This is a genomic window from Cupriavidus nantongensis (assembly GCF_041726985.1).
Lineage (GTDB): Bacteria > Pseudomonadota > Gammaproteobacteria > Burkholderiales > Burkholderiaceae > Cupriavidus > Cupriavidus nantongensis_A.
On the sequence record NZ_CP168302.1, the window covers coordinates 101,304 to 115,466 of the forward strand.

At 70.3% G+C, this 14,163-nt stretch carries 13 protein-coding genes; 4 read left to right on the forward strand and 9 right to left on the reverse strand.

The window, feature by feature from the left end; all coding sequences use genetic code 11:
- Positions 1-207: 207 nt before the first annotated feature.
- Positions 208-2,493 carry an ATP-dependent DNA helicase gene (locus ACEI37_RS00445; RefSeq protein ID WP_373376812.1) on the forward strand — a complete coding sequence of 762 codons (2,286 nt, stop codon included), beginning with the start codon at positions 208-210 and terminating at the stop codon, positions 2,491-2,493.
- Positions 2,494-2,617: 124 nt separating this feature from the next.
- On the forward strand, positions 2,618-2,941 hold the full coding sequence (locus ACEI37_RS00450; protein WP_111521599.1) for a thioredoxin family protein: 324 nt from the start codon (positions 2,618-2,620) through the stop codon (positions 2,939-2,941).
- A 21-nt stretch (positions 2,942-2,962) separates the two neighbouring features.
- Here the strand turns inward: ACEI37_RS00450 and ACEI37_RS00455 are convergent, their stop codons facing one another.
- A complete protein-coding gene (locus ACEI37_RS00455) occupies positions 2,963-3,394 on the reverse strand; it encodes a VOC family protein (protein ID WP_115683006.1) in 432 nt (143 codons plus the stop codon).
- 125 nt (positions 3,395-3,519) lie between these two features.
- Between ACEI37_RS00455 and ACEI37_RS00460 the strand changes: the two genes are divergently transcribed.
- A complete protein-coding gene (locus ACEI37_RS00460; RefSeq protein ID WP_373376813.1) occupies positions 3,520-4,404 on the forward strand; it encodes a LysR family transcriptional regulator in 885 nt (294 codons plus the stop codon).
- Between the two features lie 7 nt (positions 4,405-4,411).
- Here ACEI37_RS00460 and ACEI37_RS00465 read toward each other — a convergent pair whose 3' ends face one another.
- From ACEI37_RS00465 to ACEI37_RS00490, 6 genes are all read right to left on the reverse strand, one after another.
- On the reverse strand, positions 4,412-4,747 hold the full coding sequence (locus ACEI37_RS00465) for a cupin domain-containing protein (RefSeq protein WP_018004579.1): 336 nt from the start codon (positions 4,745-4,747) through the stop codon (positions 4,412-4,414).
- Positions 4,748-4,871: 124 nt separating this feature from the next.
- Entirely contained in the window at positions 4,872-5,213 is a 342-nt protein-coding gene (locus ACEI37_RS00470) for a hypothetical protein (protein WP_373376814.1), read from the reverse strand.
- A gap of 181 nt (positions 5,214-5,394) precedes the next feature.
- A complete protein-coding gene (locus ACEI37_RS00475; protein WP_373376815.1) occupies positions 5,395-6,858 on the reverse strand; it encodes an efflux transporter outer membrane subunit in 1,464 nt (487 codons plus the stop codon).
- The gene (locus tag ACEI37_RS00480; RefSeq protein ID WP_373376816.1) at positions 6,855-7,763 is read right to left on the reverse strand and encodes an efflux RND transporter periplasmic adaptor subunit; all 909 of its coding nucleotides are present in this window, start codon (positions 7,761-7,763) and stop codon (positions 6,855-6,857) included. Before ACEI37_RS00480 ends, ACEI37_RS00475 begins: the two co-directional genes overlap by 4 nt.
- Complete coding sequence (locus ACEI37_RS00485) at positions 7,760-7,978, reverse strand: DUF1656 domain-containing protein (protein WP_373376817.1); 219 nt, start codon at positions 7,976-7,978, stop codon at positions 7,760-7,762. Before ACEI37_RS00485 ends, ACEI37_RS00480 begins: the two co-directional genes overlap by 4 nt.
- 24 nt (positions 7,979-8,002) lie before the next feature.
- Positions 8,003-9,994, reverse strand: coding sequence for an FUSC family protein (locus tag ACEI37_RS00490; protein WP_373376818.1), 1,992 nt, complete (start codon positions 9,992-9,994; stop codon positions 8,003-8,005).
- A 196-nt stretch (positions 9,995-10,190) separates the two neighbouring features.
- On the opposite strand from ACEI37_RS00490, the gene ACEI37_RS00495 reads away from it, so the two are divergent.
- Positions 10,191-11,096, forward strand: a complete 906-nt coding sequence (locus ACEI37_RS00495) for a LysR substrate-binding domain-containing protein (protein ID WP_373376819.1) — start codon at positions 10,191-10,193, stop codon at positions 11,094-11,096.
- Positions 11,097-11,106: 10 nt separating this feature from the next.
- Here the strand turns inward: ACEI37_RS00495 and ACEI37_RS00500 are convergent, their stop codons facing one another.
- Positions 11,107-11,682, reverse strand: a complete 576-nt coding sequence (locus ACEI37_RS00500) for a hypothetical protein (protein WP_373376820.1) — start codon at positions 11,680-11,682, stop codon at positions 11,107-11,109.
- Positions 11,683-11,794: 112 nt separating this feature from the next.
- On the reverse strand, positions 11,795-14,134 hold the full coding sequence (locus tag ACEI37_RS00505; RefSeq protein WP_373376821.1) for a cytochrome P450/oxidoreductase: 2,340 nt from the start codon (positions 14,132-14,134) through the stop codon (positions 11,795-11,797).
- Positions 14,135-14,163: the final 29 nt, after the last annotated feature.

Consider the following 14,163-nt stretch of genomic DNA (forward strand, 5'->3'; position numbering starts at 1 on the left):
CGTGTCCGCTGCCGGGCTGGCAGGCGCTTGTTGTCTTGTCAGCCGGACAATATAGAGCGACGCGTGGGGCACATGGAAATAACGATTTGCTCTTTCTTTATGCCGGTGGGGCGGTAAGGGCGTTCCTCGCCAGGCCGCTACTGTATATTTGTACAGTTTTCGCTGTGCCCATTGCCTGTGCCCGCCGTCCTCGCGCCCCCTCCCGTCATGCCCGCACCACCCACTGCGCCAGCGCAGCCGGCGTACGTCGTCGCCGTGCGGGCGCTGTGCGAGTTCACCGCCAAGGCGGGCGACCTAGACCTGCGTTTCGTGCCGACGCCGTCGGCGCAGGAAGGGGTGGCGGGGCATGGCGTGGTGACCAGCCGTCGCGGCGCGGCCTATCAGGCGGAAGTGGCGCTGTCCGCGGATTTCGGTCCGCTCCACGTACGCGGCCGTGCCGACGGCTACGATCCCGCTGCCAACCGGCTGGAAGAAATCAAGACGGTCCGCGGCGACGCCGCCGTGCCGGACAACCACCGCCACCTGCACTGGGCGCAAGCCAGGATCTATGGCTGCCTGCTGTGCCGCAAGCTGGGGCTGCCCGGGCTGGAGATCGCGGTGGTCTATTTCGATATCGTCAGCCAGCGCGAGCACCCGGTGGTGGCGCATTTCGACGCGCCGGCGCTGGAGGGGTTCTTCGTCCAGTCCTGCGAGCGCTTCCTGCACTGGGCCCAGGCCGAGCTGGCGCACCGGCAGGCGCGCGATGCCGCGCTGGCGCAGTTGGCGTTTCCGCACCAGGGCTTTCGGCCGGGCCAGCGCGAACTGGCGCAGGCGGTCTACAACGCCAACCGCGCCGGGCGCCACCTGCTGGCGCAGGCACCCACCGGCATCGGCAAGTCGGTCGGGACACTGTTCCCGGTGCTCAAGGCCATGCCGGGCCAGCGGCTCGACAAGGTGTTCTTCCTGTCGGCCCGTTCCACCGGTCGCGGGGTGGCGCTGCACGCCGCCGCGGCCCTGCGCGGCCACGGCGCGCAGCCGCTGCGCGTGCTGGAGCTGACGGCGCGCGACAAGGCCTGCGAGCATCCGGAGCTGGCTTGCCATGGCGAATCGTGCCCGCTGGCGCGCGGCTTCTATGACCGCCTGCCCGCGGCGCGCGAAGCGGCCCGCGCCGTGCCGGTGCGCGACCGCGCCGCGGTGCGGGAACTGGCGCGCGAACATGCCATCTGCCCTTACTACCTGGCACAGGAACTGGTGCGCTGGAGCGACGTAGTGGTGGCCGACTACAACTACTACTTCGACCGCAGCGCGATGCTGTACGCGCTGACCGTGGCCAATGGCTGGCGCGCCAGCGTGCTGGTGGACGAAGCCCACAACCTGGTCGAGCGCGGCCGCGCGATGTACACCGCGGAGCTGGATCCGCAAGCGCTGCGCGAGCTGCGCCGCAGCGCGCCCGCCGCGATGTCCCGGCCGCTAGCCCGGCTGGCGCGGCAGTGGAGCGCCCTCGCACGCCAGGGTGATGATGCCTACGAGGTCCTGCCGGAAGTGCCCGCGGCCTTTCGCCGCGCGCTGGACGAATGCTGTGCGGCGGCGCTGGCCTACATGACCGAGCATCCGGGCGCCTACGATCCGGCGCTGCAGCGCTTCTACTTTGACGCGCTGCATTTCGCCCGCCTGGCCGAGCAGCTCGATGCGCATTCGCTGTTCGATATCCAGCGCATGCCGCGCCGGCGCGGTCACCACGCCCGGCTTTGCCTGCGCAACGTGATCCCGGCCCCGTTCCTGCGCCCGCGCCTTGCCGCCGCGCATTCGGTCACGCTGTTTTCCGCGACGCTCGATCCCGCGGACTATTACCTCGACACGCTGGGCCTGCCGCCCGACTGCGCGCGCGTGCAAGTACCATCGCCGTTCCGCGCCGAGCAGCTGGCGGTGCGGATTGCCTCGCGCATCTCCACCCGCTATGCGCGGCGCGAGCAGTCGCTGCCGGCCATCGTGGCGCTGATGGCGGACCAGTTCCGCGCACGCCGTGGCAACTACCTCGCCTTCTTCAGCAGCCACGAATACCTGCAGCAGGCCGTCACCCGCTTCGCCGGGTCGCACCCGGACATCCCGCATTGGATCCAGGCGCGCGGCATGGACGAAGCCGCGCAGGCGGCGTTCCTGGCGGCCTTCGCGGAAGGGGGCGAGGGGATTGGTTTTGCGGTGCTCGGCGGCGCCTTTGCCGAGGGTGTCGACCTGCCGGGCGAGCGCCTGATCGGCGCCTTCGTCGCCACGCTGGGGTTGCCGCAGTTCAACGCCGTCAACGAGCAGTTCCGCGCGCGCATGGAGCAGGCGTTCGGCCGGGGCTACGCCTATGCCTACCTGTATCCCGGGCTGCGCAAGGTGGTGCAGGCCGCGGGCCGGGTGATTCGCACGCAGCAGGACCAGGGCGTGCTGTATCTGATCGATGACCGCTTTGCCGCGGCCGAGGTGCGGGCGCTGCTGCCGTCATGGTGGGAAATCGCGCCGGCGGCGTAGAAATTACACGCTGGGGTCGCGGATGCGGCATGCTGGCGCCGTAGCCCCGCGTCAGGTCGGCCTCGCGCTGGCCTGGAACAAATCTGGCAGGCATACCATCACGCGCCAACCGAAAGGAAACACCATGCCGATGACTCAACACTATGCCGCCACCGAGCCGACCCGCACCGAAGTGGACACGCTGTCCGGCGCCACCGTGCTGGAGTTCGGCGCGCCGTGGTGCGGCTATTGCCAGCGGGCGCAGCCGGCCCTGGCCGAGGCTTTTTCCGTGCATCCGGATCTGCGCCACCTGAAGATCGAAGACGGCAGCGGACGGCCGCTGGGCCGGTCGTTCCGTATCAAGCTGTGGCCGACGCTGGTGTTCCTGCGCGACGGCCAGGAAGTGGCCAGGCTGGTGCGCCCCACGGAAGCGGAGCCCATCCGCGAGGCGATGCGCCGCATCGCCTGACCACCGTGCACTGGCGCCGGCTTACTTCGCGAACACCTGGCTCAGGTCGCCAAAGGCCTTGAACTCAAGCGCGTTGCCGGACGGGTCCAGGAAGAACATGGTGGCCTGTTCGCCAACCTGGCCCTTGAACCGCACGTGCGGCTCGATCACGAACCGGGTGCCGGCCGCGCGCAGGCGCTCGGCCAGCGCCTCCCATTGGTCCATGGGCAGGATCGCGCCGAAATGGCGCACCGGCACGTCGTCGCCATCGACCGCGCTGGTGGCACGGTGGCCGCATTCCTCGGGCGACAGGTGCGCCACCACCTGGTGGCCATAGAAGTTGAAATCCACCCACGCCTCGGAGCTGCGGCCTTCCGGGCAGCCCAGCAACCCGCCATAGAAGCTGCGCGCCTCGGCCAGGTCGCGCACGGGAAACGCCAGGTGGAACAAGGGGATCGTGGAAGTCGTGTTCATGGGGCTTGTGATGGAGGGGAAGATTCTGGCGGGGCCGGGGATCGGGCCTGCGCGTTGATTGTAGTCAGCACAACCCGTAATATGAAGCGAATCATTTTTGCCCTGAGCATCAAAGATTTCGATAGATGATCCGCTACTTCCAGACCTTCCTGACGGCTGCCGAAACCGGGTCGTTTTCCGCCGCGGCGGCACGGCTGGCGCTGACCCAGTCGGCCGTCAGCACGCAGATCCGGCGCCTCGAGGAGGAACTGGACTGCCGCCTGTTCGAGCGCACCGGCAAGTCGGTCGCGCTCAGCGAAGCCGGGCGCAGGCTGCTGCCGGAGGCGCGGCGCTTTGTCGAGCTCTATGCCGCGATGAAGGACCGCGCCGGCCCGCACGCCGATGCCGCGCCGGTCGAGCTGGGCGCGGTGTCGACGGTGCAGGCTACCTTGCTGGCCGAGGCGATGCGGCACTTCCGCCAGCGCTTCCCGGACTCGCACGTCAACGTGGTGCCCGGCATGTCGACCCAGCTGCTGACGCAGGTTGATGCGCGCGAGCTCGATGTGGCGGTGCTGATCCGGCCGCGCCTGGGTTTGCCGCCGGACCTGAAGTGGGTGCCGCTGGTGCGCGAGCGCTTCGTCGGCATCGGGCCGGTAGGCTCGCCGCAGGAACTGCGCGCGCTGCTGGAGGCGTTGCCGTTTATCCGCTACAACCGCCACAGCACCGGCGGCCAGCTGGTGGACCGTTACCTGAAACGGCAGCGGCTCTGGGTCAGGGAAGGGATGGAACTGGACGAGCCGGCGGTGATCCTGCAGATGGTGGCGGCGGGCCTGGGCTGCGCCATCATTCCGGCCGAACTGGTGCCGCTGCGCGAGGCCGCCGGCGTGGCGCAGGTGCCGCTGCCGGGCGGGCCGCTCTATCGCGAGGTGGGTGTGCTGGTGCGTGAAGCGGCGCTGCGCCGCGCGCCGGTCGCGGCGCTGATCGACGCCTTCGTGGCGGCGAGCGCGCGCTGGCAGCCAGTCGAGGCTTAGGGAAGGCTCAGAGGCTGCCCGGCAACACCATCGTCACCAGCACCGAAGCATCCGACACCGCCGTCACGTCGTAGCGCACGCAGGGTCCCAGGTACAGCAGGTCGCCCTGGCGCAGCTGGCGTTCGCTGCCGTCCACGCGCACGCGGACCTCGCCCTCCAGGCATTGCACGGTCATGGGTCCGTCCACCGCATGCGGGGGCACATGCTTGCCGGCCTTCAGCACCAGCCGCATCACTTCGAGGGGACCTTCCTTGAACAGGGCCTGGGTGGCGGTCTGGTCCAGCCGCACGCCCAGGGGCAGCACACTGGCGATTTGTCCGGAAGCAAGATGGGGAAGGGACATGCGCGGCTCCTCGCGTCTGGTGGGGTGGCTTGTCAGGCGCGCCGACGCCGGGCGGCGGCACGCCTTCTCAATCTAGCACCGGAGCGCGCGCATCAGTAGCACGCAGCGTGGTGTCGCCGCCAGATCAGGCCGCGGCGGCAGCGCGCGCGCCGCGATGGGCCGGCGCCGCGGAGACTCCACTGCGGTCCAGGCCTGCAACTTCCAGGCCGGTGGCGCGGTTCGCGCCGTCGGTGAAGGGGTCACGCCGGTCGTTGACGCGCGCGCCATCGGTGAAGGGATCGCGCTGGTCATTGACGCGCGCGCCGTCGGTGAACGGATCGCGCTTGCCGTTGTGCAGGGCGTAGCCGTAGCGGTCACCGGCAACGCCGCGATCGTTCAGGCCTTGTGCCATGGCGGGGGTGGCGGCGCTGATTGCTGCGAGGGAGAGAGTCGTGGCAAGAAGGGCTTTGAGAGCGTTTTTATGCATGTCTGCTGTTTTTGGGGGTAAGGGGACGGCTGGCCCGCAAGGAGCCGCGCAGGCTGGCGGGTTTGCTGCCTGCGCCGTCCGGATTCGCCTTGTGGGCGGTGCCGCGCCTGGTTGTTTGCCCGGCACGGGACGAAGTGTAGTCACGCCAAGCTATTCCCGTGATGATTTAACCGTCCATCGTTCATTCGTTTTTTTCATCCATAGATTCTGGCACGGCAGCCAGCTTGCGGGCGGTCTGCCAGCCGCCACCGAGGGCCAGGAACAGGTCGACCTGCCGCGCGGCAACCTGGCCCGCGGACGCCGCCAGCGCGGCCTGCGCGGCGGCGAGGTCGCGCTGGGCATCGAGATGCGCCAGATAGGGCAGGCGCCCCGCCTGCCACAGCCGGCGTTGCTGCCGCGCGGCTTGCGCGGCGTGCTCGGCGGCGGCATGCAGGGTCGCGTGGCGTTCCAGTTCGCGCGCGTAGGCCGACAGCGCGGTCTCGGTTTCCTGCAGCGCGCGCAGCACCACGCCGTCAAAGCGCGCCAGCGCGGCATCCGCGGCGGCTTCCAGGCCGTGGATGCGGTGCCGCACCCCATTGGTGGGCCAGGTCCAGCTCAGCAGCGGCCCCACGCTCCAGCGCGCCGTGGGTCCGCTGCCAAGGTGGCTCAGCACGCCGGTCAGCCCGGCGCTGGCACCGATGCGGATCGATGGATACAGGTCGGCCGTGGCCACGCCGATGCGCGCGGTGGCAGCGGCGAGTTCGCGTTCGGCCTGGCGGACATCGGGCCGCCGGCGCAGCAGCGCGGCGCCGTCGCCGACCGGCAGCGGTGCGCGCAGCGCGGGCTCGGCCTCGCATGCCACCTCGACCTCCGGCAGCGCTGTCGGGGCCTGTCCCAGCAACAGCGCCAGCCGGTAGCGCGCGGCGCTGCGTGCGGCCTGCAGCGGCGGCAGCGCCGCGCGCAGCGCTTCGCTGCGGGCAAGCTCGCGCGCCACCTCGGCGGGCCCGGCGCGGCCCGCGGCGAGCAGGCGGCGGGTGGCGTCCAGCGTGCGCTGCTGCACCGCCAGCTGCTGCGTGGCGGCGTGCAGGTCATGCGTGGCGGCGCAGCCTTGCACGTAGGCGCGCACGGTCTGCGCAGCCACGGTGACGCGCACCATGTCCAGCGTCGCCTCGCTGGCCTGCGCGCCGGCCAGCGCGGCCTCGTCGGCGCGGGCCAGCTTGCCGAAGAAGTCGATCAGGTAGGACGCGCCCAGGCCCACGTCGCCCAGGTTGAACACCGGTGGCTGGGCCTGCTGCAAGAAGCTCTCCCCCGACAGCTGCGCGCGCGACACGGCGGCGCCGGCACTGCCCTGCGGCAGGTTTTCGGCTTCGACTTCGTGCAGCAGCGCCAGCGCGCGGCGCAAGTTGGCGCTGGCGGCGCGGATATCGGTATTTGCCGCCAGCGCCTTCATGACCAGCCGGTCGAGCCGTTCGTCGTCATAAAGGCGCCACCAGTCGTCAGGCAGGGGTGCGATCGCCACGTCCGGCGCCTGTGCAGACTGCAACGGGCCATTGGCCGCGGACGCGCGTACCGCCGCGTGATCGGGGACGCGATAGTCCGGTCCCACCGTCGTGCAGGCACTCAGGCACGCAATCAGGCATGCCACCCAGGCACGGCGCACCTTCACGATCGCGGCCCCGCGCGGCGCGGGGCGCCCTGGTCTGCGGCCGGCTCGCGCACCGCCACCGTGGCGGTGCGCCCCGAGATCAGGCGCACGTCGGCGGGCACGTCTTCCAGCACGATGCGCACCGGCACGCGCTGCGCCAGCCGCACCCAGTTGAAGGTGGGATTGACGTTGGGCAGCAGGTTGGAACCCGCGCTGCGATCGCGGTCCTCGATGCCGGCGGCGATGCTGTGCACGTGGCCGCGCAGGTGGCGGGGCTCGCCCATGATATGCACGTCGACCGGGCTGCCGATGTGGATGCGGTGCAGCCTGGTTTCCTCGAAATAGCCTTCGACGTGAAAGGAGCCGGCATCGACCATCGACAGCACCGGCCGCCCGGTCGAGACGTAGTCGCCCAGCCGCGGCAGCCGGTCGTTGAGATAGCCCGCCACCGGACTGCGCACGCTGGTGCGTTGCAGGTTCAGCCGTGCCAGCCGCACCGCGGCTTCGGCCTGTGCCAGCGCGGCCTGGCCTTGCTCGACGCGCGCACGCCCTTGCTCGGCGACTTCGGCGGAGACCACGCCGTCCAGGTCGCGATTGCGCGCGGCTTCGCGCCGCGCCTGCGCCAGCGCGGCACGCTGGGTCGCCAGCGTCGCCAGCGCCTGTTCCAGGGCGAGCGCGTAGCGGTCGCGGTCGATCTCGAACAGGACTTCGCCGGCCTGGACGTACTGGTTGTCGCGCGCCAGCACGCGCGTGACCAGCCCCGAGACGTCGGGCGCCACCTGGACGATGTCGGCACGCACATGGCCGTCGCGGGTCCAGGGCGCGGCGGTGTAGTAATCCCACAGGTGGCGCAGCACCAGCAGCGCGGCGATGGCGGCCAGCAGCGTCGGCAGCACTGGAAGCAGGGAGCGGAATCGGAAGGTCATGACGGCAGTCCGGGCATTGCGGCAAAAACGGCAGCCACGGCGCCCAGGACGATCACATAAAGAGAAAGGTTGAACAACGAGCGGTGCCAGATATGGCGGTAGCAGCCCAGCGCGGCCAGCACTATGCGGATTGCCGTGGCCACCGCAAAGGCCAGCACTGCCAGCACCAGCACGCCGGGCACGAACACGCCGTAGAGGTCGATTTCACTAAGCATGGGGCGCAGCGAAGAATGCGTGGATCAGCGGGACGCGGACGTGACCGGAAGCGGAAGCAGCGTGACCTGCAGCACCACCAGCGCGCCCAGCGTGCCGCGCTGGCCGGCGCGGCCGCTGGCCGACACCGCTGCCATGGCCTCGTCGACGACGGCGGCCAGGCCCGCCGGCACCGGTACGCGCCGGCCGGCGCGCAGATGCGCGCGGAAATGCCGCGCCACCGCGGCCAGCACCCGGCGCACCGGCTTGCGCGCCGGCGGCGGCAAGTCCGGCAGCGCCTTGTGCAGCGCCAGCGCGCAATAGCCGACCTGCAACGCATGGAAGCCGTCGGTGGACAAGGAATCGCCGGCTGCGCCCAGCCGCGGCACCAGCTGGCCCAGCCGGTCCAGCATGCGCGCGCCCAGCCGCGCATCGCCATCGGTCGCGCGCAGCGTGGCGGCCTGCGCCAGGTCGTGCCAGCTGGCGCGCACCAGCCGCCGTGCCGCCGCGCGCGCGCCGAACGGGCGTGCCGCCACCGACCACAGCGGCGCGAACACCATGGCCGCGGCGCTGGCCAGGCAGGTATTGAACAGGGCGAGGAAATCCGCGTCGAACACCGCCTGCACGTTGGCGAACGCGGCGGTGTTGACCGACAGCAGCATCGCGATCAGCTGGAACCCCGGCCGCGAAATCAGCAGGCCGATGCCGAGATAGGGCAGCGCCAGCAGCGCGGCCAGCGCTTCGAAGGTGTGCGCATGCGGCACCACCAGAAACAGGTAGCCCGACGAAATCAGCAGGCAGACCGCGCTCCAGCGCACGAAGGCACCGGCCATGCGCCGTGGCTCGTCGACCGCGGCAAAGAAACAGCACGCGATCGAAGCCACCACCACCGCGCCGGCGCCATCCTCCCAGCCCGAGAAGATCCATAGCAGCCCGGCGCAGAACACCGCCAGTCCGCTGGACACCGCACCGAACAGCAGCATGCCGTGATCATGGTGATGGCCGGCAGTTTCCGCCGCGGGTTCGCCGCGTGGCAGCGGCGTGCCGGTGCGGTGGGCGCCTATGCCTTGCTGCAGCGCGCGGCATTCGCCGTACAGGGCGCCCAGGCGCTGCAGCTGGTCCGCCGCCGTGGCGGCAAGGCGATCATGCCAGCCGCTCGCGTCGGGTCCGGACAGCATCCGCCAGCCTTCGGGCGCAGCGGCAGGCGGCGTGGCAGCATCGCCGGCGAGCCATGCAGCCGTCGCCGCCAGCGCCTCGCGCAGGTCAGCAGGGATGCCGCCGGCATGGCAGCGCAGCGCCTGCAGCACGCTGTCCAGCGACGACAGCAGCGGCATCAGCATGGTCATACGCCGGCGCAGCGCTCGCGCATGGCGCAGCGTGTGGCTGCCTTCGGTGTCGTAGGCGAGCTGGCTGATCAGCTGGTCCAGCTGCAGGATGTCGGCGGCCAGCCGGTGGCGGCTGTGGTCGGCGCGCGGGCTGCCAGCAAGGATGTCCGAAGCCCAGGCCGCGGCATCGGCCAGCCATGTATCGGCACGCGCGCGCAGCGCCGGCGCGACCTTGGCCGGCAACACCACCGAGCCCACCAGCCCGGCGCAGACGATGCCGATCACGATCTCCTCGATCCGTGCCACGGCGATGTCGAAGATCTGCGCCGGCTGGCTGACTGCGGGCAAGGCGACGATCGGCAGTGTGTAGGCTGCCAGCAGGCACACGTAGCTGCGCGGCGTGCGCTGCAGCAGCGACAGGTACACCAGCACGCTGATCCACAGCGCGATCGCGCCCATCAGCACGATCGGCATGTTGACCAGTTGCGGCACCGTCGCCACCGCGGCGGTGGCGCCCAGCACGGTGCCGGCAACGCGATACGCCGCCTTGGAACGGGTCGCGCCGGTGAGTGGATGCGAGACGAAGTACACCGTCGCCATGGCCCAGTACGGCCGCGCCAGTCCCAGCGCCAGTGCGATGTAGAGCGCGAGCATCGCGGCGGCGAATGCCTTCAGCGAGAACAGCCACTGTCGTGCATTCGGCCAGCTAGCCATGGAGCGGGGTCTTGAAGGGAAGGTTGGGGGCGCTTGCCACCACCTGCCGCTCCGCGCTTCATTGGGGGCGCGGTCTGGGCAGGGGCGACATGTTGGGAGCGAAGTGTAGCCCCACTGTTCGCATTCCATTCATGATTTAATATTGGCTTTTCCATTCGCGTTATTCATGGAGCGGCGGTTCTCGCTCCACGCCAACATGCCCATCGATATCCGCGCGCTGCGCTATTTCGTCGAGACCGCGCGGCTGCGCAGCTTTACCCAGGCCGCCTCGTCGCTGTTCGTGACCCAGTCGACCATCAGCAAGATGGTCCGCCAGCTCGAGGATGAAGTCGGCCAGCCACTGCTGATCCGCGAAGGCAAGAGCGTGCGCCTGACCGACGTCGGCCGCGTGGTCTACGAGCGCGGCCAGGAGGCACTGGGCGTGGTGCACCGGCTGACACTGGAGGTCGCCGACCTGTCCTCGCTGGGGCGGGGGCAGTTGACGGTCGGCATCCCGCCGATGGTCAACCTGTTCTTCTCGCCGGCGGTCAGCGCGTTCCGGCAGCGCTATCCCAACCTGTCACTGACGCTGGACGAGCACGGCGGGCAGGTGGTGGAGCAACTGGTGGCCAGCGGCGAGCTCGAGGTGGGCGCCACGGTGCTGCCTGGCGACAGCGGCCTGGCTCTGGAAACGCGCCAGTTCGGCCGCTATCCGATCTGGGCGGTGGGGCCGCGCAAGGCGGCCTGGGCGCGCGGGCGCACCGTGTCGCTGGCGGCGCTGCGCGACGAGCCGCTGGTGATGCTGACCGACGATTTCTCGCTGACGCGCAAGCTGCGCCAGGCCTTCGTGGAAGCCCGGATCGAGCCGCGCGTGGTGGCACGCAGCGGACACTGGGACTTCCTGGCGTCGATGGCGGCGGCGGGGCTGGGCACCACCTTCCTGCCCCAGCCGCTGGCCGAGCGCCTGCAGGCGCAGGACACGCTGGCCATGGCGCGCCTGACCGAACCGGGGGTGGACTGGACCCTGGCCCATATCTGGTCGCCGGGGCGCTACCTGTCGCACGCGGCGCGGGCGTGGCTGGCGGTGTGCGACGAGGTGCTGGGGAACGGGCGGGCGTCCTGAGTCCGTCGACTCACTTGCCGCGGCACTGGTCGGGCGGGATGTCGAGCAGCACCAGCGGCTTCTGCCCGGCCGCATAGTGATAGCGCAGCCGGATCCCCAGCTTGCCCAGCACCGGCACATCCGGGTTGCGGCAGATGCCGCGCTCCAGGATCGGCTTGGCCGTGGCCATGAAATCACGGGTGTCGTCGCGGCCGGCATCGATGCCGGAGACTTTCAGGTGAAAGTCGACGATCTTGCCCGGCCGCGCCACGCACCCGTCAAAGCGCGTGGTGTCGTCGAGATCGACCGGGCCCGCGCGCATAAGCTCCTGGCAGGCCAGGCGCAGTTGCCGGTCGGCGTCGCCGGTGGTCAGGCGCGTGACCCCGTGCATGCCGGTCGGCTTGCCGCGCACGGTGCCCAGCAGCAGCGTGGCAAGCTCCGACAGCGGCGGCAGTGGCGGCGCGGCCACGGTCGCGGCTTGCGTGGCGGCTGGTGTGGCGGAAAGAGCAAGCGTCACAGCCAGCAACGACAGGTGGGCGGCGTTGCGGCGCCAGCGGCAGGGAGCGGGATCGGGAACGGCGTGGACGGCGGCGGGGTCAGGGGGCATGACGCAGACAGAACGGGGGCGGCGGTTGCGCTGCTACTTTAGCCCTGTGTCCTTGCGGCCGTTGTCAGGCTTTGTCCTACGTTGCAACAGCGGGCTTGCCGTGCCCGCGCGCTCAGAGCTCCAGCACCAGCCGGCCGCCGCCGCAGGCGCGCGAGCAGCACGCCATCATGCGGTGGTTGGCGTCGCGCTCGGCGCGCGTCAGCACCACGTCACGGTGGTCGACCTGGCCGGCCAGCACGCGCACTTCGCACGAGCCGCACAGGCCTTCCTCACAGTCGCTCTGCACGTCGATATTGGCGCCGCGCAGCGCGCCCAGCAGGGTCTGCCCCGCCGGCACTTCCAGCACCAGGCCGGAGTCCTTCAGCTCCACGGTAAAGGGCTGCTCTTTCGAGGCATCCAGGGTGCCCAGCCTCGAGACGAAATGCTCGACGCGCAGCGCATCCGCCGGCCACGCCGCACAGCATTCGGCCAGCGCATCCAGCAGGCGCTGCGGGCCACAGGCATAGATCTGCGTGTCCGCGTCAGGCTGCCCCAGCAGCGTGCCGAAGTCCGCGCGCCGGCCTTCGTCGCTGGCGTGGACATGCAGCCGCGCGCCGTGCAGCGCCTGCAGTTCATCCAGCATGGCCATGGCCTGGCGCGAGCGTCCGCAGTAGTGGAAGGTGTAGTCGATGCCAAGCGCGCGCGCGCGCCGCGCCATCGCGCTCACCGGCGTGACGCCGATGCCGCCGGCGATGAAGATCGCCCGCCCGCATTGCTCATCGAAGCGGAAATGGTTGCGCGGGCCGCGGATGCGCAGCCTGTCGCCGGCCCTGACGCGGTCGTGGACCCAGGCGGAGCCGCCGCGGCTGGCGGGATCGCGCAGCACCGCGATCTCCAGCGCCGCCGCATCCTCCGGATCGCCGCACAGCGAATACTGGCGCGACAGCCCGGTGTCGCCGCATTCCACGTCGATATGCGAGCCCGGCGCCCAGCGCGGCAGCGGCTTGCCGTCGGGCGCCACCAGCCGCAGCCGGAGCACGCCGTCGGCGGCCGGCGTGGCGCGCTCGACCACCACCGTGCGGGCGATGGTGTGCGCCGACGGCTCGCCGATGCGCACCGGCTGGCGCACCGCCAGCAGGGCCGGATCGCGGCGCTCTGGGTTCTGCGCGGGATCCCATTCCACCAGCAGATGCTCCGGCCCGCGGAACGAGGTGTTGGGCACATAGGTGAAGGTCTGCTCGGCCAGGCGCATATGCGGCAGCCGGCGCGTCAGTTCTTCCAGGAACACCTGCATCTCCATGCGCGCCAGGTTCTTGCCCATGCACTGGTGCGAGCCGTAGCCGAAGGTCAGCTGCTCGCTGGCGTTGTCGCGGCGGATGTCGAACAGGTCGGCATCGGCGAAATGGCGCTCGTCATGGTTGGCCGACGAGGTCACGATCAGCAGCTTGCTGCCCGCCGGCAGGCGGATGCCGCCCACTTCGGTGTCGCGCGTGACCAGCCGGCGCCATGCCGCCACCGAGCCGTTATGGCGCAGGCATTCTTCGACCGCGTTGGGGATCAGCGCGGGGTCTTCGCAGAGCTCGCGCCAGGCGTCGGGATGCTGCAGCAACAGCTTGATGGCATTGGCCGAGGCGTTGGCGGTGGTCTCGTGCGCGGCGACGATGCCGGCCATCATCATCGAATGCAGGTAGGAGTCGGTCACCACCTCGGGCAGCTCCTTCTGCTTGCGCAGCCCGTACTGCATCCAGCCGGGCCCGGACGGGTCCTCGCGCATCTTGTCGAGGATGCGGCCGGCCAGCTGCCAGAAGTTGCCCACCGCGTGCGCCACCGCGACCTGTTCCTCCGGCTTCGGCCGGCCCCAGGTATTGACGGTATGGGCAATGGAGTACTGGCGCAGCAGGTCCATGTCCTCTTCGGGCACGCCGAGAAAATGCAGCGCCACCGTCAGCGGCACTTCCCACAGCATCTGGTCGACCAGGTCGGCGCGGCCATCGTCGATAAAGCGGTCGACATACTCGCGCGTCAGGCGCCGCACCAGCGGCTCGTGGTGCGCCAGTTCGGCGGGCGTGAACGGCGCCATCAGCGCGCGCCGGCGCGGCATGTGGGCGGGCTCGTCCTCGTTGACCAGCGTGCGGTTCATGGCATAGCCGTAGCTGGCCAGCACGGCGTTGGCCTCGTCGCCAGTGGGGGTGATCTTTTCCAGCGCGATCGACGGGCTGAAGGTCAGGTTGTCGCGGAAGATCGCCTTGATGTCGTCGTAGCGCGTGACCACCCAGTAGCCCAGCCGCGGGCTGTAGAACACCGGCTCCTGCTCGCGCGACCAGCGCACGTATTCGGGGGGATCCTGCTGGTAGCCGTCGCCGAAGGGGTCGAACTGCGCCGCGTTGTGGCTGACCGGGCAGCCGTTGGGCGCGGTGATGGTGCTGTGGTCGATCGGGCAGCCGCGCGCGGCGCCGGGGGAGGGGAGGGTCATGATACGTACTCCTGGCAGACAGCGATGCC